An 18399-nucleotide genomic window follows, 5' to 3' on the forward strand; every position below is an offset into this window, starting at 1 on the left:
CCGGGACTATCCGGTCGTATCGTAGTGACACATTAGCCTGTATCACACAATTCATTGCCATCTCCCTTCGCCCGAAACTTAACAGGAAGTTAATATCGGGCGATTCTGTATCGCGATGGAAAACCTGCGAAAATGGCTATTTTTCAGCCGTTAACCATAGTTCGCGATTCATGCCCATTTTGCGCCGTCTTTTAATCGGATAGGCGCGCCGGCCGCGCAGAATGAACGTCCCATGTCCCTGTGCGGAACGACGGAAACACCCGTGCCGCATCGACACCTGCGTGCACCACAAAGAAACATGCGTACATCGCGTCTATAAGGATATTGGCAAATGGCAGCGCTCAACATTGCATTCGAGGCGCCGGACAATGCAGGCGGCATGTCCCATTCCGGGGAAAAGCCGATCGATCTGGTACACCTTGCCCGCCAGACCATGGGTGACAAGGGGCTGGAGCTGGAAGTGTTGCAGATGTTCGCGCGGCAGGCGCGCGCGAGCATGAAGGACCTGGCGAGCCTGGAGGGCGCCGCCCGCGCTGCCGTCGCCCATCGCCTCAAGGGCTCCGCACAGTCCGTCGGCGCCACCGCCGTCGGCAAGGCGGCCGCTGTGCTCGAGGACAATCCGGCCGATGCAATCGCGCTTGCCGGCGTTGCCGCCGCCGTGGTCGAGGCGGAAAACTTCATCCTGAAACTCTGCCGCTGAACGGCGCAGACCCGCCGTGTCTTCCCTGGCGCGGCGGGAAAAGCCGATGCCGCGCCCGGACCATCCGGATCCTGCCGGGCGCGCGATGTTGACTGGGGAGGGGTTTTGTTGGAAACGTCCGCGGAAAACCGGCGCGTTCGACCATCCTTCCGCCGGCCGTTCGTTCGCCCGCCCGGGCAGTCTTGAGGATCCGGAAGCCATCATGAGCAAACTCACCATCGTCGCCTTTGACGGCACGCGCCACGAACTGGATGTCGCCAACGGCTCCACGGTCATGGAAAACGCCGTGCGCAACTCCGTGCCCGGCATCGAGGCCGAGTGCGGCGGCGCCTGCGCCTGCGCGACCTGTCACGTCTATGTCGACGATGCCTGGAGCGCGACCGTCGGCCCGCCGGAAGCGATGGAAGAGGACATGCTGGACTTCGCCTACGAGGTGCGCCCCACCTCGCGGCTCTCCTGTCAGATCAAGATGTCGGATGCGCTTGACGGGCTCGTGGTCCACGTTCCCGAACGCCAGGCCTGACATCTTTTCCTTCAGATTGTCGGAAGTACCGGCCGAAGCCGATTTGGTTTCGGCCGGCCTCTTGTCGCCTCTTCTTTGCGCGTGAAGAAGAGATCGCCGGGTTCTGCTCGCCTGCAAGAATAGAAGGGCAAAAAAAGAGCCTCGCCGGTCGGTCAGGACGAGCGAGGCCAGGAGGGCGCATCGCAGGCAGGAGAGGGAGGAGACACCTGCTGCTTTGATAAGGACGCGCCAGGAGAACCTGTTACAAACCGCTTCATGCAACTTCGGGAAGGAAAGTCGTCTTCCCGTTCACTGTTGATATAAACATACGGCGATTTGCGGAATTGCGCTATCGCTAAAACTAACCAGTCATTTCATGCATGGAAACGCCTCCGTGCCTTGGCCCGGTCCCGTTCCATTAAAACTCCTTCAAGATATACCTGCCGGCGCGGTGCGCCTTTACTCGGCGCGGTTCTTCAGCCGGTGCACCAGAAGGCGCATCATGCGGTCGTTGAAGTTCTTCGATTCGATGCGGTCGAAACGGGCCTGGTCGGCGTCGTGTTTCGTTACGGCATCCGCCGTCACCCGATCGACCCGCGCCTGCATGCGTTCGCAGTCGGCCTCGGGTCGCAGGGCTTTCAGTGTGCGCTCCAGGCTGCGGGCATGGGTGCGGGCGATTTCGGCGTGGCGTTCCTCGTGGCGCTTGATGTCGCTCGAAAGCGTATCCCAGATCAGCGCGAGCGACGGGGTGGCACGCTTGCGGTGCTTCCAGCGCGGCAGGATGATCTCGGTGGAGAGCGTCACCCGCGCCTCGCCGACCGCGCAGCGGCTGCCGCGGCGCACATAGGTGACCGAGCCGCCCCACTTGATGCGGGTGGCGCCGGGATGGCGCGATCCGCTGTGTTTCATCATCGGACCGCGCTTCGACAGTTCCTCGTCGAGTTCGGCCGCGGTGCGTCCGCCGACGGAGAAATAGGCGAAGGTCTTCGAGGTGATGGTCTCGGCGCGGGCGGGCTGGGACGCGAGGCAGGCGAGGGCGGCAAGGGCCATCAGGCGAGCGATGGTCGTCATTCAGTCAGCATTCCTTTCGCCACCGGGACATCCGGTGTGGAAACCGGCCGAAAGCGCCGGTTGAACTTCCCCCAAGCTTGGGGCATAGGCTCGGCGAGCGCAACACCCTATCCGGGACGCCGCTCGATAGCCTTAGCGTCAAATCCGTTGATTTAAAGCTAAGGGTGTCTAGGAGATGTCCAAGGCGCTGTCGCCAACTGCGAGGAAAACCGCCATGTTTTCACCATTCGAGCCCTTTTGCTGGGCGCTCGCCCACGGGCGCTCCCTGGAGCTCGGCCCGCGTGGCATTTTGATGGCGATCGTCAATGTTACACCGGATTCCTTTTCCGATGGCGGTCGCTTCGACAGCACGGACAAGGCGGTGGCGCAGGCCATGCTCTGTCTCGAAGAGGGGGCGGAGATCGTCGATATCGGCGGAGAATCCACCCGACCGGGCGCGGCTTCCGTGTCGGCAGCGCAGGAGCAGGACCGTATTCTGCCCGTTATCGAGGCGCTTGCAGCTACGACGGACGCGATCATCTCGGTCGATACCTACCGGGCCGAGACGGCGCGGCTGGCCGTCGCGGCCGGGGCGCATATCGTCAACGACGTGCACGGCCTGCAGCGCGAACCCGACATTGCCGGCGTTGCCGCCGCGACCGGGGCGGGGCTGTGCATCATGCATACCGGCCGCGACCGTCAGAAGCAGCCGGATGTCGTGGGGGACCAGTATCTCTTCCTCGGCCGCTCGCTGGAGATCGCCCGGGAGGCGGGTGTCGCGCGAGAGGCGATGGTACTCGATCCCGGTTTTGGCTTTGCCAAGGATACGGAGGAAAATCTCGAACTGATGGCGCGTTTCGGCGAGCTTTTCGGTTTCGAACTGCCCATCCTGGCCGGCACCTCGCGCAAACGTTTCGTCGGCGCCGTCACGGGGCGCGAGGCGGAAGGCCGGGATGCCGGCACTGCCGCCACGACCGCGCTGCTGCGGGCTGCCGGTGCGGCGGTCTTCAGGGTGCACGATGTCGCAATCAACAGGGATGCGCTGGCAATGGCGGATGCTATGCTTGACGCAAGGCGCAAGGTGACGGCGCGCGAGGCGCGCGCCTGACAGACAGGCAGCCAGACAGGAAAGACCATGACCACCACCTACACGATCACGCTCAAGAACTGTGCCTTCTTCGCCCGCCACGGCCTGCATGACGCCGAGGAATTCCTCGGCCAGCGGTTCTTCGTCGATGCGGAGCTGGAGGTGCGGCCGCTGCGCCCGCTTTCCGACGACGCGATCGAATCGACCGTCGATTACGGCGTCGCCTTCCAGGAGATCGAGAAGATCGTCACAGGTCAGCGGCGCTATCTCATCGAGGCGCTGGCGCAGGAGATCGCCACCGTGCTCGGTGCCCGCTTCCCGCAGATTTCCCGTGCCCGCATTACAGTGCGCAAGCCGAACGCGCCGGTGCCCGGCGTGCTGGATTATGTGCAGGTGACGGTCGATCATGCCGTCTGAGCCTTTCCGCCGGGCTTCGCTCGGCCTTGGCGGCAACATCGGCGATCCCGTGCGCTCCATGGCCGAGGCGTTGCAGGCGCTCGACGCGCGGGAGGACTGCCGCGTGACGGCCGTCTCGCGGCTCTACCGCACGCCGCCCTGGGGCAAGACCGACCAGGACTGGTTCTTCAATGCCTGTGCGCTGGTGGAGACGACGCTTGCGCCCGAGCCGCTGCTCGACACCTGCCTTTCCATCGAGCGTGACATGAAGCGCGAGCGCAAGGAGCGCTGGGGTCCGCGCACCATCGATATCGATGTTCTGACCTATGAGGGCGTGGCGCAATCCGGCGGGCGGCTGGAGCTGCCGCATCCGCGCATGACGGGGCGCGGCTTCGTGCTGATGCCGCTTGCCGACGTTGCGCCCGACCTTGCGGTCGGGGGGCGCACGGTGAGGTCCTGGCTGGAGGATGCGGATGTCGCGGGCATCGAGCCGGCGAGCGTCGGCCCGGAATGGTGGAAGGTTACTTGATCGAACCGACGGCGATGTCGTCGAGATTGCGGTCGAGCGAGACGCCGATGACGGGCACCATCTTGTTCTCGACCTTCACCGAGATGGTGATGTTCATCTTGTTGTCGCCTTCGAGACGCGCGATCATCGCGCCGTTCAGCTTCTGGCGGTTGATGCCGACGACCACCTTGTCGCCGTTGACCTGGCCGGAGGTGATGTCGAGGCCCTTGCCGGAAGCGCCGTCGAGGAACTTGCCCTTGTAGGTGCTGCCCGACTTGGTAATGAGCGCGGACATCGGCTGCTTGAAGACGCCGACGCGGCATAAGCCCTCGAGCTGGATGCCGGCGCCCTTGGCGGGTGCGGTGTCGCCCGTCAGGTCGCAGGCGAACTTGGTGCCCTTGTACTTGCCGGCGACGATCTCGCCCTTGCCCTGCCAGCTGCCGGTGACCTGTTCGAAGAACGCCTTGTCGCGCGAGCCGGCGGAGGCGGGAAGCGCGATGACGGTGGCTGCGAGGAAGGCCGCTACGGAGACGCGGGCGATCAAAGAGGTGCGCGAGTACATGAACGATCCTTGATGGGCGACGGCCATCTGGCCTGCTTGTGTGCGACGAGATTTGCGCGAAAATGGTTAATGGACGGTTTCCGGGCGTCTTGCCCTTCGTCATTTACCGGTCATGCAGGCCCTGAAAACCGGGGTGTTGCAACGAGCCCACAGTTCCAGGACCCCGCCTGCGCGTCGCGAATGATGCACGGTGCCGGGGGTCAGGCGTCGTCGCGCCGGCCGTTCGTCATGCTCGGTGTAAGGTCGCCGATGAAATCGCCGATGCCGGGCCGTTTCAGCGCGCGGAAGGGCATGGGCCGGCAGAGATCCATGGCGGCAATGCCGATTCGCGCCGTCATCAGGCCGTTGATGACGCCTTCTCCGAGCCGGGCGGAAAGCTTCGAGGCAAGCCCGTGGCCCAGCACCTGCTGCACCAGGCTGTCGCCCATGGCAATAGAGCCGGTAACGGCGAGATGGGCGATGACATCACGCATCAGGCGCAGCATGCCGATCTTGCCGGGACGGCCGCCGTACAGTTCCGCCATGCCGCGCACCAGCCGACTGCTCTCGTAAATGACATAGCCGAGATCGACCAGCGCCCGCGGGCTGACGGCGGTGACGATGGAGACCCGCTTGGCCGCGCCGAGGATCAGCGCACGCGCCTCGCGGTCGAGCGGCGCCATCAATTCGCGTTCGGCAAGGTCGACGAGGTGGGCCGCGTCGATGATCTCGCCTTCGGTCTCGGCGAGACGCGCGCGCCCGCGCGCCGTCTGCGGCCGGGCGGCCACGAGATGCACGAGGCGGGCGAGGATGGCGCGGCCGACCGACGGGCTTGGCGACAGGGCGGCTTCGGCGACGTCGTGCTTGAGGTCCTGCACGGCGGCGAGACGGCGCAGGCCGATCAGTTCGCGCGCGACAAGGCCGAAGACGGCGAGAACCGCGATCGCGGCAGCGGCGATCGCGAGATAGCCGAGCCAGTCGTTGCGGCTGAAGAGATCGCGGATCAGCGAATCGACCCAGAGCCCGACGGCGAGCGAGACGAGGAGGCCGAGCGCGCCGAGGGCTATGCGGCCGAGGGTGAGGCGGCGCTTGCGCGGGGTGGCGATCGGCGGTGCCAGATCCGGCAGGTCGGCGGTGGTGGCGATGAAGGGATCCTCAGCATCCGGCGTCAGCGTGACGGCGTCGTCGAAGGCGGCGGGCGCACGGCGCTTTGCATGCTCGGATGGCTGCGGGGAGCCGGCGGGCAAAGCGAAGGCGGCGGGCTTGCGCGGACGGTCGTTCATGCGAGCCGGTCTCCGATCAGGTATTGCAGTGCGCGGTCGAGGCGGATGTGCGGCACGGACAGTTTCAGGCCGCCGCCCGTCTCCTCGATATGCGGCGGTCGGAAGCGCACGAAGTTCAGGAGATGCGGCGCCTCGCCTTCAGGAACGGATTCAAGTTCCTTGAAAAGTGAATCCGGATCCTTCGGCAAGTCCCCGGGAAATATAGCTGTTTTTCGTTCGCCGTCGAAGATCTCGCCGTTGATCCGCTCGCCGGCCATGGGCACGCCGACGATGACCGGCAGGTCCTCGCCATCGTGCTTGACGGTCGCCTCGCGGGTGGCGCGCACGGAGGCGAGCGCCATCACCTCGATGCCGGCGCCGCTCATGCCGATGCGCTCGACGGCGCGCTCGACGAGGCGGCGGGTGACGGCCTCCAGCCGCGCATGGCTTTCGTGGTGCAGATGGTCCGCCTTGGTGGCGGCAATCACGATGCGGTCGATGCGGCGTGTCACGAAGGAGGACAGAAAGCTGTTCGTGCCGGCGCGGAAACAATCGAGCACGTCGCCGAGCGCGCGCTCCAGGTCGTGTACGGCCTCGGCGCCGCGGTTGATGGCCTGAAGGGCGTCGATCAGCACGATCTGCCGGTCGAGCCGGGCAAAATGTTCGCGGAAGAACGGGCGCACCACATGCGTCTTGTAGGCCTCGTAGCGGCGCTCCATCATGGCATGCAGCGATCCCCTGTCCGGGCGGCCTTCCGGCAGGTTCGGCAGGGGGGCGAAGGTGAGGGCGGGCGAACCTTCGAGGTCGCCGGGCATCAGGAAACGGCCGGGCGGCAGGGTGGAGAGCGAACGTTCGTCGGATTTGCAGGCCCTCAGATAGGCGGTGAAGGCTTCTGCCAGCGTGCGCGCGGTCGCTTCCTCGGCTGAAGCTGCCGGGTCGATGGTGGCCGACAGCGCCAGCCAGTCGCGCGCGAGCTCCGCGCGGATGCCGGACTGTGCGAGCGCCACGGTGTTTGCGCTGAAGGTGCGGAAATCCTGCGCGAGCAGCGGCAGGTCGAGCAGCCATTCGCCGGGATAGTCGACGATGTCGATCGACAGTTTTCCGGGTGACAGCAGGCGACCCCAGCCGGAGGCGCTTTCATAATCGAGTGTCAGACGAAGCTGCGAGATGGCCCGGGTCGAATCTGGCCAGAGGCGATCGGCGACCAGCGCTCGGATATGGTCCTCGTACTGGAAGCGCGGCACGGCGTCGTCCGGCTGCGGCTCCAGCCGGATTTTTGACACACGTCCCGAGCGCCCTGCCTCGAACAGCGGCAGGCGGCCGCCATTCAGCAGGTTGTGGACGAGCGAGGAGATGAAGACGGTCTTGCCGGCGCGCGACAGGCCCGTCACGCCGAGGCGGATCGACGGGTTGACGAGGTTGGTGGCGCGGCCGGTCAGCGCGTCGAGCGCGAGCAGGGCTTCGTCGGTGAAGGTGGTCAGGCTAGGGGGCAAGGTCTCTTTCCAGCATCGAAGGCGATATAGGAAACGAAATCCGGCGGAAAAAGAGGCCGCCTTTTCACGCAAACCATGTCACGCAGGAATCTGCAGCGGTTTTGCGCCAGCGCGATGCCGAAAATCAAGAGGCGGCCCCGAGGGATCGCGCTGCGCCTCAATGCGCCGGGCGCGGTGTCATGAAGCCGGCAAGGCAGGCGCCGGCATAGTTGTCTTCGGTCGGGCGCTCGTCGAAATCCAGGATGGCAAGGCCTGCTGTCGGATAGCCGAAGGGGGCGGCGGTCTCGGCGATCTCCTTGCCGACGAGACGGTGGAAGAACTCCTCGATCATCGGATTGTGGCCGACGATCATCACGGCGGTCTCCTGCCGGTCCGCGAAGGCGAGTTCGGCATAGGTGTCGACCGTGCCGGAATAAAGGGAATCGACATAATCGATGGTCAACTCCTCGCTCACCGAGCGATGGAAAGGCTCGGCGGTCTGGCGGCAACGAACCGCGGTGGAGGAGATGATGAGGTCCGGCCTGTAGCCCTGGTCGGCGGCTTCCTCGGCGATCACCTCGGCTTCGGCAAAGCCATCGTCGTCGAGGGCGCGGTCGAAATCCGACTGGCCGGGCTCGGCCCAGGCGGCGCGGGCGTGACGAAGGATGTAGAGCCGGAAGGCCGGCGTGCCGAGAGATGCCAAGTGTGTCCTCCATCCGCCTGCAGCAAACGATCCGTGCCGCATTCCGACTTCATGTCTGTCCTTGCGGGAAAGATCAACCGGTTTTGCGCACGGGCGCGTTCACGATCGTGTCGGATGGCGCCTGACAAGCCAGCGTGTGTTCCAGCCGCTCTGGCCGTGCGAAGTAGTAGCCCTGCATCATGCGGCAGCCGAGGCCGCGCAGCGCAGCGACCTGCTCATGGGTCTCCATGCCTTCGACAACGCAGACGCAGCCGACGTTGCGGGAGAGGTCGACGATCGTCTTGACGATGCTGCGGCTGCGTTCGTTCGTGGCGATATCGACGATGAAGCTGCGGTCGATCTTGATCTTGGTGAGCGGCAGTTTGTGCACGTAGTTGAGGCTCGAATGGCCCGTGCCGAAATCGTCGAGCGCAATGCCGATGCCGCGGTCGGCGAAACGGCGGATGTTGTCGGCGGCGAGCGTGAAGTTGCGCATGACGGCCGTCTCCGTCACCTCGATGTCGAGGCGGGCCGGGTCGACGCCGCTTTGCGCGATGATCTCGAGCAGGGCATCGACGGTCTTGTTGGAGACGACGTCGCGGGTCGACAGGTTGACTGAGAGGCGGATGTGATCCGGCCAGCTCTGTGTGGCCGCCAGCGCCTTCTGCACCAGGATCTCCGTCAGCCGGCCGATGATGCCGGCCCGCTCGGCTGCACGGATGAAGATACCGGGCGGCACGTTGCCGAGGGTCGGGCTCTGCCAGCGGGCAAGTGCCTCATAGGCGGAGATGCCGTTCGTGTCCGCATCGACCATGGGCTGGAAGACGAGGTACATCTCCTTCTCGAAATCGGCGGCGCGCAGCGCCTGCTGGATGCGGCCCTGCTCGTTGATCTCGGCCTCGTGCTCGGCGGAGAAGACGACCGTCGTTCCGCGAAAATTCTGCTTGGCGAGATAAAGGGCAAAGTCGGCGCGATCGAAGAGCCGGTCGGCCGTGGTGCCGGCATCGCCGAGGATCGAGATGCCGAGCGAGCCGGAAACGCGTGCTGTCTGTCCGTTGAAGACATAGGGTTCCTGGAGGGCCGCGCAGATTTCGTCGCCGATCGCATGGAGCCGCTCTGCGCAGGCCTTGCCCTCGAAGATGATGCCGAACTCGTCGCCGCCGAGGCGGGCCGGGAACAGACCCTGGCCGGCAAAGGCGAGGAGCCGTTCGCCGACCTCGACGAGCAGCTTGTCGCCGATGCCGTGGCCGAAGGTGTCGTTGACGGGCTTGAAGCCGTCGAGGTCGATAAGGCCGAGGGCGAGGCCCGTGCGGTTCTTCTCCGCCCGTGCGATCCTCGTTTCGAGCTCGGCACGGAACTGGCGGCGGTTGGGCAGGTTGGTCAGGCTGTCGAGATTGGCGAGGCGATGGTTCTCGTCGCTGAGGCGTTGGGTTTCCGCCTGGCGCGCCTCCAGCTCCTTCTGCGACTGGATGAGGGCGCCGAAATCCCGGTAGTAGGTGAAGAGAATGAACACCATGGCGACGGTGACAAGTGCGACATTGAGAGCGAGCGCGGTGAAGACCGGATTGCCCGAAGTGCCGAAGAAGATGGTGAACGGGCCGAGCACGATGGCCGTCAGCGCGAGCGCGGCCGCCCGCAGGTGCATCAGGCAGAAGATGCAGCCGACGACCGTGTTGGCGATGTAGAAGGCGACATGGGACTGCTGGTAGGCGTTGCCATAGGGATAGAGGCTCAGCGACCAGGCGCAGAAGCCGGCGCCGAGCAGTGCGGTCAGGCGATAGGTCGAGCGCAGCCGGCCCACCGCCTCCGCATTGGTGTAGCGCCGGTTGCGGCTGAACCACCAGTGGACGAGGCGGAACAGGCTGATGGCATAGAGCGCGGAGGGAATGTAGAGGGTGAGAGAGACGGGAGCGGTGTCCAAATGGGTGACGGTGATGGCGACAGTATTCGTCACCAGCATGAAGTAGAGCAGCGGCACCTGCTTGGTAAAGGCGGCAAGCTGCGCCTGGACGAGCTCCGGATTGCCGGATTCGATCGAAAGAATGGCCTTTGCCCTGCTGAACATCAATGCGTGCTCCTGCCCTTACGGCAAGAGAAAAGCATGAGTTGCTAAAATAAGTCTGAATCCAGGGCGCTACAGGTTCGCGAAAGAAAATCGTCCTACCCTTATCCCGGATCGGCAATCGCGTGCCTATATTTGGTGCAGGACGATGCGACAGACAGGCGATAGAGCGCCCTTTGGGCGAGGCGACGGGGATGTTTGGCGGCCGATTTTGCCATCCCGTTGTAATCTTGATGAAATATTAGTCTGGCAAGGTTCAAAACAGAGGCAGACGCGAAAAACCGTGGGTAAGTTTCTACAGGCTTGAAACACGTTACCCGTGGGGATATACAGCGCGCCTTGAGATGTTCTTCAGGAGAATCGCGTTGAGTGAGAAGATCGATCTTAGCAATTTCGTCCTCGATGAGGGCGATGAATTCATGAATGCAAACCAGCGGGCTTACTTTCGAGCAAAGCTGAACGCCTGGAAAAACGACATCCTGCGCGAAGCGCGCGAAACCCTCGACCATCTGGCAGAAGAAAGCGCCAATCATCCGGATCTTGCGGACCGGGCGTCTTCGGAAACCGACCGTGCCATCGAACTTCGGGCACGTGACCGCCAGCGCAAGCTGATCTCCAAGATCGATGCGGCGCTGCAACGTCTCGACGAAGGCACTTACGGTTACTGCGAGGAAACAGGCGAGCCGATCGGCCTCAAGCGTCTCGACGCCCGCCCGATCGCCACGCTTTCGATCGAGGCGCAGGAGCGCCATGAGCGTCGGGAGAAGGTGTATCGCGACGAGTAGACCTTTCCTATGGATCTGAGGAGGTCCGAGGGCAGGCTTCGCGGTAATCGAACACCGGATGTTTCCGGTGCCGGCAGGTTTCGTGTTGTTCGGTGCTGGCAAGACCAAAATTAAAGCCGCCGGAAACCTCGTGTTTCCAGCGGCTTTTTTCTGTGCGGTTCGGACCGGTTGTCTTACGCCTTGCGATTGGCGGCAATTTCACCGAGCAGGCGCGCCATCTCCGCTTCCGTTTCCTCGCGGCTCTTTGCGACGGGCTGTCCATGACCGATCGTGGCGGCGGTCTGCGTCGGGTTGAGCGTCGGCTGGGCGGCTGTGTGGGCGGTCGTGCCGGCGGCGGCGCTGCTGGCCATTTCGGCCTCCAGGATCTTTTCGAACTCGCTGACCAGCGCCGGGTTGTCGGCAAGCTGGGGCGTCGGCTTGGCGAGCGTCGGCGTCGCCATCGGGCGCTGCACCGTCTGGCCGGCGGTTGCCTGTGTCGTGTGCGTTACCGTGGACTGGGGCAGGACGCGCTGGCGGTTCTGTTCGAGGACGTCCTCGATGCGGCGCTCCGGCGTACGCTGCTGCATGGCCGTCTGCGCCTGCTGGGTCGTCTGGACCGGCTGGCTGACCGCCTGCGCCGGAGTGGTGCGGGGAGCGGTATCGTCCTCACCGGCATAAAGCACCCTGGTCATCGCCGAGACGCCCTCCGGCGTTGCCGCCGGGCGGCGCTCCACCGTGCCGTTGGTCGATGCGACAGCACCGGCCGAGGCGGTGGTGCGGGCGGCGATCGCGGGTTCGGCCGCCTTCGCCACTGTTTCCTGCAGCACCGGTGCGGGCTCGGCACGCTCGGTCCTCTGGTTGGTTTTTTCCGTTGGCTGGGTATGGTCAGCCGACGGGAGGGCGATGCGCGTTTCGATGACGATGTCGGTCGGGCCGCCGATCATCAGGAGGTGTTCCACGTCGTCCCGGCGTATCAGGACGAGGCGGCGGCGCGTATCGATTGCCGCGGCATCGAGCACGGCAAGGCGCGGCGCACGGTTGCGCCCGCCGCGGATGAAGGGCGAGGAGGGGCGGCCCCGGATGATCCAGAGCACCAGCGCGAGGCAGAGAAGGCCGAGCAGCACCACCACCGCGGCGATGACGAACTTCGTGCCGTTCTCTGCGAGAATCTCCTGGAACATGGCGCGGTCACTCCTTCTCAGCAGTTTTGGCCCAGCAGTTCGGCCTTTCGGGCCGGTTGGCTGCATTTGACGGCTTTTCCCGGGGTCCTACAAGCGCGGTATACCGGTTGTCCAGCACGGATTGCCGTCGTCATCGTCGCGTAAGTATGGCAGGTTAGGGAAATTGCGATGTTTGAGCCGGGAATATTCCCTGTGAATTCGCGGCCTTGCTTCCCCTCGACGGCTTTTTGCGCTTCCCTCGTGCGGATAAACATGATTCTGGCATCGGGTTCGGGTCAAGCGCAAGACCCGGACTGTTGCAGACGAGGGACTGATGACGACGATGAAGCGGCCGGACGGGGATAATGTGCCGATCGTGGACCGCGGCGTGCGGCCGGCGGTGGCGCTGCGTGTGGTGCTGCTCGCGGTCGTGCTGGCGGCTTCGGCGGGGGCGTTCATCGTCTTCAAGAACCAGCTCGACAACGAGCTCGTGCTCGGGGTTCTCGGCGTTCTCGCCATGGCCGGCATCTTCTTCGTCGTTTCCGCGCTGATCGGCTTCATCGAGGTCATGCCGCAGGCAGCGCGCTCGGATGATCTGGCACGCGCCTTTCTCGATGCGCATCCCGATGGCACGGTCGTCACCGACCGCAAGGGCCGCATCGTCTACGCCAATGCGGCCTATGGCGCGTTGACGGGGGCGAACGGCGCTGCCGAGGTGCAGACGCTCGAGACCCTGCTGTCGCGCAATCGCGACGCGACCGAAGCCGTCTATCGCCTGACCAACGGCCTGCACGAAGGCAAGGAAGGCGCCGAGGAGTTCCGCGTCCAGAAGCCGCTCAACCCGGCCGGCTCCGGCGGCTCGGGCGCACAGTGGTATCGCCTCAAGGCGCGTATCCTGCCGAACCGCGACAAGCCGAAGCAACCGCTCTATATCTGGCAGATTTCCAACATCACCTCCGAGCGGGACGACCAGGAGCGCTTCTTCAAGGAATTGCAGAACGCCATCGACTATCTGGACCATGCACCAGCCGGTTTCTTCTCCGCGGGCCGCAAGGGCGAGATCGTCTACCTGAACGCGACGCTTGCCGAATGGCTCGGCATCGATCTTGCGAAGTTCCATCCCGGCTCGCTGTCGATCGCCGAGATGGTGGCGGGCGAGGGGCTGGCGCTTATCCAGTCCGTGCAGGCCGAGCCTGGCCTGAAGCGCACCGAATTGCTCGATCTCGACCTGCGCAAGACGAACGGCCAGAGCCTTCCGGTGCGCATCGTGCACCGCGTTTCCACGACGCGCGACGGGGCGCCTGGCGAAAGCCGCACCATCGTTCTTGCGCGCGAGGAGGGCAGCGCGAACGATCAGTCCGCCTCGATTGCCTCCATGCGCTTCACGCGCTTCTTCAACAACACGCCGATGGCCATCGCCTCGGTCGATGGCGGCGGTCGGATCCTGCGCACCAACGCGCCATTCCTGAAGCTGTTCTCGGGCGTCGTCTCGCGCGACGATATCGACCGCGGCGCCAAGCTCGAGACCATCGTGCACGAGACGGATCGCTTGCGCCTGCAATCGGCGCTCGATGCGGCGAAGGACCGGCAGGGCGACATCGCGCCGATCGACTCGCTGCATCCGGCCGACGACGGCCGGCATTTCCGCTTCTATGTGAACGCCGTCATCGACCAGAGCGACGAGGCGCCGGAGGAGGCGGCCATCGTCTATGCCGTCGAGATCACCGAGCAGAAGGCGCTTGAGACGCAGATGGCGCAGACGCAGAAGATGAATGCGGTCGGCACGCTCGCCGGCGGCATCGCGCACGACTTCAACAACGTGCTGACGGCGATCCTGCTTTCCTCCGACCACCTGCTTCTGTCCGCGCGCCCGTCCGATGCGAGCTTTGCCGATCTCATGGAGATCAAGCGCAACGCCAACCGGGCGGCGGTGCTGGTGCGCCAGCTGCTTGCCTTCTCGCGCAAGCAGACGATGCGCCCGACCGTGCTCAACCTCACCGACGTCATCGGTGACCTGCGCATGCTCGTCGATCGCATGACCGGCACCAACGTCAAGATCGATGTCGAATATGGCCGCGACCTCTGGTCGGTGAAGACCGATCTCGGCCAGTTCGAGCAGGTGCTGATCAATCTTGCGGTCAATGCGCGCGACGCCATGCCGGAGGGCGGCACCATCACCTTCCGCACCCGCAATGTGGAGGCCGACGAGGCGGCGGCACGGAACCTGCGCGATCTGCCGCCGGGCGACTATGTGGAAGTGGACGTGGCCGACCAGGGCACCGGCATCCCGCCCGAAATCATCGACAAGATCTTCGAGCCCTTCTTCACCACCAAGGAAGTCGGCAAGGGCACAGGGCTGGGCCTTTCGATGGTCTATGGCATCGTCAAGCAGTCCGGCGGCTACATCTATCTCGATTCCGAAGTCGGCAGTGGCACGACCTTCCGCATCCTCATGCCGCGCCATATCGAAGAGGTGGTGCCGGCGGAAGCGGCGGGCGCGGTGCAGGCACTGTCGCAGACCGGCGGTCAATCGACGGCCGTGGCCGCGCGGGAAGCGGACAAGGAGCCGCGCGACCTTACCGGCGGTTCGGCCGTGGTGCTGCTCGTGGAGGACGAGGAAGCGGTGCGGCGCGGCGGCAAGCGCATGCTGGAGACCCGCGGCTACACCGTCCACGAGGCCGGGTCCGGTGTCGAGGCGCTCGACATCATGGAAGAGCTGAACGGTGCCGTCGATATCGTCGTCTCCGACGTGGTCATGCCCGAGATGGACGGTCCGTCGCTGCTGCGCGAGCTGCGGAAAACCTATCCGGACCTCAAGTTCATCTTCGTCTCGGGCTATGCCGAGGACGCCTTTGCCCGCAACCTGCCGGCGGACGCCAAGTTCGGCTTCCTGCCGAAGCCGTTCTCTCTGAAGCAGCTTGCCGAGGCCGTGCGGGAAATGCTCGACGCCTGAGCCTTCAGGCAATCGCATAGGGAATTCGACAGTGCCTTTCTTTCCTTCTCCCGGTGGGGAGAAGGTGGCCCGAAGGGGTCGATGAGGGGGGGGACGGATCATTTGCGCCTTTGCCATCCCCTTCATCCGCCTGCCGGCACTTTCCCCCCGTGGGGAGAAGGGGAATGAGGCAGCGGCTTCCTTCCAAATGCGATTGCTCTGTCTCGGCTCCTGACGGCACCGGCCTTTCAACGGAAAAACCGGGGCCGCATCGGCAGATGCGGTTTTTTCTTTGCCCAACCATCATGGTCAATGGTCGGTTAACCGCTTGCCGCTAGTGTCGTACCCGTATTGCGTATCGGGACTGCTGTGCATGTGGACCAAACACCATAAGAAGCGGAAATTCGGCCGGCTGGCGTTGCCGGTGATTACAGTCGCATTCCTTTCCTACTTCGGCTATCATTCCGTCCATGGCGATTTCGGCCTCAGGGGGATGGAGGAGCTCGAACGGCAGAGAGTAGAGCGTCAGGCGCGCCTGGACGTCCTCGTGCGGCAGCGTCAGATCCTGGAAAAAGAGGTGGCCCTGATGAGCGATGGCTCGCTCGAGCGTGACATGCTCGACGAAAAAGCACGCTCCTATCTCAATATGTCCAGAGCCGACGAAATCGTTATTTTCCATTGAAGAAGTCGATTAACCGAAATCTGGTTAATCGTAAATATGCCTTACTAATCAATGGGTTGGGAAGAATATAAGCCATGCATTTATGGCATTGCTGAGGCGGGCTTTCTCCCCTATGGTTTCCTCCAAGAGGCAAACATAGGGAGGAACGAATGGCTCCGCGTAAAACCGCGTCCACGTCCAGCCGCAAAACCGCGGCAAAGCCTGCAAAGAAAGACTTCACCGGCGGCACGATTGCCGAGTTCTCCAAGGAAGACGATCTTCACGCCTATCGCGAAATGCTGCTCATCCGGCGTTTCGAGGAAAAGGCTGGCCAGCTCTATGGCATGGGCTTCATCGGCGGCTTCTGTCACCTCTATATCGGCCAGGAAGCGGTCGTCGTCGGCATGCAGCTGGCGCTGAAGGAAGGTGACCAGGTCATCACGGGTTATCGTGACCACGGCCATATGCTCGCCTGCGGCATGAGCCCGCGCGGCGTGATGGCGGAACTGACCGGACGTCGTGGCGGCCTTTCCAAGGGCAAGGGCGGCTCCATGCACATGTTCTCCAAGGAAAAGAACTTTTATGGCGGCCACGGCATCGTCGGCGGGCAGGTTTCGCTCGGCACGGGCCTTGCCTTCGCCAACCGCTACCGCGGCAACGATAATGTCTCGCTCGCCTATTTCGGCGACGGCGCTGCCAACCAGGGCCAGGTCTACGAGAGCTTCAACATGGCCGCTCTCTGGAAGCTGCCGGTCGTCTACGTGATCGAGAACAACCGCTACGCCATGGGCACGTCCGTTTCGCGCGCCTCCGCCCAGACCGATTTCTCGCATCGCGGCGCATCCTTCAACATCCCCGGTTACCAGGTGGATGGCATGGATGTACGTGCCGTGAAGGCCGCCGCCGACGAAGCCGTCGAACATTGCCGCTCGGGCAAGGGGCCGGTCATCCTCGAGATGCAGACCTACCGCTATCGCGGTCACTCGATGTCCGACCCGGCGAAGTACCGTTCGAAGGACGAAGTGCAGAAGATGCGTTCCGAGCACGACCCGATCGAGCAGGTGCGCGCCCGCCTTCTGGAAAACAAGTGGGCAAGCGAGGACGATCTCAAGCAGATCGACAAGGACGTCCGTGACATCGTCGCCGACAGCGCCGATTTCGCGCAGGCCGATCCGGAGCCGGATGCATCCGAACTCTACACCGACATCCTGCTGTAATCCGGGGAGGGACACCAATGCCAATCGAGATTCTCATGCCCGCCCTGTCTCCGACCATGGAGGAGGGCACGCTCTCCAAATGGGTGAAGAACGAGGGTGACACCGTCAAGTCCGGCGACGTGATTGCCGAAATCGAAACCGACAAGGCGACGATGGAAGTCGAGGCCGTCGATGAAGGCGTGATCGGCAAGATACTGATCGCCGCCGGCACCGAGGGCGTCAAGGTGAACACGGCGATCGCCGTGCTGCTGCAGGACGGCGAGAGCGCCGACGCGGTCGCCGCGCCGAAGGCCGCCGCCAAGCCCGCTGAAGCCGCGGCGCCGAAGGCCGTCGAGCCGGCACCTGCCGCCGCTGCCGCGCCCGTTCCGGCGCAGCCGAAGGGCGAAGTTGCCGCCGATCCGGATATTCCGGCCGGCACCGAAATGGTGGCGACGACGGTGCGCGAAGCGCTGCGCGACGCCATGGCGGAAGAGATGCGCCGCGATGACGACGTCTTCGTCATGGGCGAGGAAGTCGCCGAATACCAGGGTGCCTACAAGATCACGCAGGGCCTGCTGCAGGAATTCGGCGCCCGCCGCGTTATCGACACCCCGATCACCGAGCATGGCTTTGCCGGCGTCGGCGTCGGTGCGGCGATGACCGGCCTGAAGCCGATCGTCGAGTTCATGACCTTCAACTTCGCCATGCAGGCGATCGACCAGATCATCAACTCCGCGGCCAAGACGCTCTACATGTCCGGCGGCCAGATGGGCGCGCCGATCGTCTTCCGCGGCCCGAATGGTGCGGCAGCGCGCGTCGCGGCCCAGCACTCGCAGTGCTATGCCGCCTGGTACAGCCACATTCCGGGCCTCAAGGTGGTCATGCCCTACACGGCGGCCGACGCGAAGGGTCTCCTGAAGGCGGCCATCCGCGACCCGAACCCGGTCATCTTCCTCGAAAACGAAATCCTCTACGGCCAGAGCTTCGACGTGCCGAAGATGGACGACTTCGTTCTGCCGATCGGCAAGGCGCGCGTGCACAAGAAGGGCAACGACGTCACCGTCGTCTCCTTCGGCATCGGCATGACCTACGCGCTGAAGGCGATTGCGGAACTGGAGAAGGACGGCATCGACGTCGAGCTGATCGACCTTCGCACCATCCGCCCGATGGATCTGCCGACGGTCATCGAATCCGTCAAGAAGACGGGCCGCCTCGTCATCGTGGAAGAGGGCTATCCGCAGTCCTCCGTCGGCACCGAGATCGCGACCCGCGTCATGCAGCAGGCCTTCGACTATCTCGATGCGCCGATCCTGACGATTGCCGGCAAGGACGTTCCGATGCCCTACGCCGCGAACCTCGAAAAGCTGGCGCTGCCGAATGTCGGCGAAGTCGTCCAGGCGGTCAAAACCGTCTGCTACAAATAA

At 64.1% G+C, this 18399-nt stretch carries 17 protein-coding genes; 10 read left to right on the forward strand and 7 right to left on the reverse strand.

Annotation, left to right across the window (positions count from 1 at the left end):
- Positions 1 to 331: 331 nt before the first annotated feature.
- The gene (locus P9A16_RS06685; RefSeq protein ID WP_023512204.1) at positions 332 to 700 is read left to right on the forward strand and encodes an Hpt domain-containing protein; all 369 of its coding nucleotides are present in this window, start codon (positions 332 to 334) and stop codon (positions 698 to 700) included.
- Between the two features lie 202 nt (positions 701 to 902).
- Positions 903 to 1223, forward strand: a complete 321-nt coding sequence (locus P9A16_RS06690; RefSeq protein WP_023512203.1) for a 2Fe-2S iron-sulfur cluster-binding protein — start codon at positions 903 to 905, stop codon at positions 1221 to 1223.
- A 438-nt stretch (positions 1224 to 1661) separates the two neighbouring features.
- Here the strand turns inward: P9A16_RS06690 and P9A16_RS06695 are convergent, their stop codons facing one another.
- Positions 1662 to 2273, reverse strand: coding sequence for a DUF922 domain-containing Zn-dependent protease (locus P9A16_RS06695; RefSeq protein ID WP_023512202.1), 612 nt, complete (start codon positions 2271 to 2273; stop codon positions 1662 to 1664).
- Positions 2274 to 2487: 214 nt separating this feature from the next.
- Here P9A16_RS06695 and folP point away from each other — a divergent pair, with 214 nt between their 5' ends.
- The 3 genes from folP to folK are packed head-to-tail and all read left to right on the forward strand — an operon-like array spanning position 2488 to position 4264.
- On the forward strand, positions 2488 to 3360 hold the full coding sequence (gene folP / locus P9A16_RS06700; protein WP_278025583.1) for a dihydropteroate synthase: 873 nt from the start codon (positions 2488 to 2490) through the stop codon (positions 3358 to 3360).
- 27 nt (positions 3361 to 3387) lie between these two features.
- A complete protein-coding gene (gene folB / locus P9A16_RS06705) occupies positions 3388 to 3756 on the forward strand; it encodes a dihydroneopterin aldolase (protein ID WP_278025584.1) in 369 nt (122 codons plus the stop codon).
- Positions 3746 to 4264, forward strand: coding sequence for a 2-amino-4-hydroxy-6-hydroxymethyldihydropteridine diphosphokinase (folK, locus tag P9A16_RS06710; protein WP_023512199.1), 519 nt, complete (start codon positions 3746 to 3748; stop codon positions 4262 to 4264). The genes folB and folK overlap by 11 nt, the downstream gene beginning before the upstream one ends.
- On the opposite strand, the gene P9A16_RS06715 is transcribed toward folK, so the two are convergent.
- The 5 genes from P9A16_RS06715 to P9A16_RS06735 form a co-directional block, all read right to left on the reverse strand.
- The gene (locus P9A16_RS06715; RefSeq protein ID WP_278025585.1) at positions 4257 to 4805 is read right to left on the reverse strand and encodes a hypothetical protein; all 549 of its coding nucleotides are present in this window, start codon (positions 4803 to 4805) and stop codon (positions 4257 to 4259) included. The genes folK and P9A16_RS06715 overlap by 8 nt on opposite strands.
- A gap of 200 nt (positions 4806 to 5005) precedes the next feature.
- On the reverse strand, positions 5006 to 6067 hold the full coding sequence (locus tag P9A16_RS06720) for a YcjF family protein (protein WP_023512197.1): 1062 nt from the start codon (positions 6065 to 6067) through the stop codon (positions 5006 to 5008).
- Complete coding sequence (locus tag P9A16_RS06725; protein ID WP_024271079.1) at positions 6064 to 7539, reverse strand: YcjX family protein; 1476 nt, start codon at positions 7537 to 7539, stop codon at positions 6064 to 6066. The genes P9A16_RS06720 and P9A16_RS06725 overlap by 4 nt, the downstream gene beginning before the upstream one ends.
- A gap of 157 nt (positions 7540 to 7696) precedes the next feature.
- On the reverse strand, positions 7697 to 8221 hold the full coding sequence (locus tag P9A16_RS06730) for a SixA phosphatase family protein (RefSeq protein WP_023517022.1): 525 nt from the start codon (positions 8219 to 8221) through the stop codon (positions 7697 to 7699).
- Positions 8222 to 8294: 73 nt separating this feature from the next.
- Positions 8295 to 10265, reverse strand: coding sequence for a putative bifunctional diguanylate cyclase/phosphodiesterase (locus tag P9A16_RS06735; protein WP_278025586.1), 1971 nt, complete (start codon positions 10263 to 10265; stop codon positions 8295 to 8297).
- A gap of 362 nt (positions 10266 to 10627) precedes the next feature.
- On the opposite strand from P9A16_RS06735, the gene dksA reads away from it, so the two are divergent.
- Positions 10628 to 11047, forward strand: coding sequence for an RNA polymerase-binding protein DksA (gene dksA, locus P9A16_RS06740; RefSeq protein ID WP_024271077.1), 420 nt, complete (start codon positions 10628 to 10630; stop codon positions 11045 to 11047).
- Between the two features lie 173 nt (positions 11048 to 11220).
- Here dksA and P9A16_RS06745 read toward each other — a convergent pair whose 3' ends face one another.
- Positions 11221 to 12207, reverse strand: a complete 987-nt coding sequence (locus P9A16_RS06745; protein ID WP_023516819.1) for a flagellar biosynthetic protein FliO — start codon at positions 12205 to 12207, stop codon at positions 11221 to 11223.
- 322 nt (positions 12208 to 12529) lie between these two features.
- Here P9A16_RS06745 and cckA point away from each other — a divergent pair, with 322 nt between their 5' ends.
- The 4 genes from cckA (at position 12530) to P9A16_RS06765 (ending at position 18399) form a co-directional block, all read left to right on the forward strand.
- Positions 12530 to 15139: a cell cycle histidine kinase CckA gene (gene cckA, locus P9A16_RS06750; RefSeq protein WP_439603671.1), complete on the forward strand. Its 2610-nt coding sequence runs from the start codon at positions 12530 to 12532 to the stop codon at positions 15137 to 15139.
- A 352-nt stretch (positions 15140 to 15491) separates the two neighbouring features.
- Positions 15492 to 15800, forward strand: a complete 309-nt coding sequence (locus P9A16_RS06755; RefSeq protein ID WP_023516821.1) for an FtsB family cell division protein — start codon at positions 15492 to 15494, stop codon at positions 15798 to 15800.
- Between the two features lie 149 nt (positions 15801 to 15949).
- Entirely contained in the window at positions 15950 to 16996 is a 1047-nt protein-coding gene (pdhA, locus tag P9A16_RS06760; RefSeq protein WP_023517283.1) for a pyruvate dehydrogenase (acetyl-transferring) E1 component subunit alpha, read from the forward strand.
- A gap of 17 nt (positions 16997 to 17013) precedes the next feature.
- Positions 17014 to 18399: a pyruvate dehydrogenase complex E1 component subunit beta gene (locus P9A16_RS06765; RefSeq protein WP_024271076.1), complete on the forward strand. Its 1386-nt coding sequence runs from the start codon at positions 17014 to 17016 to the stop codon at positions 18397 to 18399.

Source organism: Shinella sp. 838, from assembly GCF_029623935.1.
Taxonomy (GTDB): Bacteria; Pseudomonadota; Alphaproteobacteria; order Rhizobiales; family Rhizobiaceae; genus Shinella.

Bases quoted from the DNA above. Each gene is read 5' to 3' on its own strand.
- P9A16_RS06745 (WP_023516819.1), bottom strand. From the start codon at position 12,207: ATGTTCCAGGAGATTCTCGCAGAGAACGGCACGAAGTTCGTCATCGCC.
- folP (WP_278025583.1), top strand. From the start codon at position 2,488: ATGTTTTCACCATTCGAGCCCTTTTGCTGGGCGCTCGCCCACGGGCGC.
- P9A16_RS06685 (WP_023512204.1), top strand. From the start codon at position 332: ATGGCAGCGCTCAACATTGCATTCGAGGCGCCGGACAATGCAGGCGGC.
- P9A16_RS06755 (WP_023516821.1), top strand. From the start codon at position 15,492: ATGTGGACCAAACACCATAAGAAGCGGAAATTCGGCCGGCTGGCGTTG.
- pdhA (WP_023517283.1), top strand. From the start codon at position 15,950: ATGGCTCCGCGTAAAACCGCGTCCACGTCCAGCCGCAAAACCGCGGCA.
- P9A16_RS06690 (WP_023512203.1), top strand. From the start codon at position 903: ATGAGCAAACTCACCATCGTCGCCTTTGACGGCACGCGCCACGAACTG.
- P9A16_RS06715 (WP_278025585.1), bottom strand. From the start codon at position 4,805: ATGTACTCGCGCACCTCTTTGATCGCCCGCGTCTCCGTAGCGGCCTTC.
- P9A16_RS06765 (WP_024271076.1), top strand. From the start codon at position 17,014: ATGCCAATCGAGATTCTCATGCCCGCCCTGTCTCCGACCATGGAGGAG.
- P9A16_RS06695 (WP_023512202.1), bottom strand. From the start codon at position 2,273: ATGACGACCATCGCTCGCCTGATGGCCCTTGCCGCCCTCGCCTGCCTC.
- P9A16_RS06720 (WP_023512197.1), bottom strand. From the start codon at position 6,067: ATGAACGACCGTCCGCGCAAGCCCGCCGCCTTCGCTTTGCCCGCCGGC.
- folK (WP_023512199.1), top strand. From the start codon at position 3,746: ATGCCGTCTGAGCCTTTCCGCCGGGCTTCGCTCGGCCTTGGCGGCAAC.
- folB (WP_278025584.1), top strand. From the start codon at position 3,388: ATGACCACCACCTACACGATCACGCTCAAGAACTGTGCCTTCTTCGCC.
- P9A16_RS06735 (WP_278025586.1), bottom strand. From the start codon at position 10,265: ATGTTCAGCAGGGCAAAGGCCATTCTTTCGATCGAATCCGGCAATCCG.
- cckA (WP_439603671.1), top strand. From the start codon at position 12,530: ATGAAGCGGCCGGACGGGGATAATGTGCCGATCGTGGACCGCGGCGTG.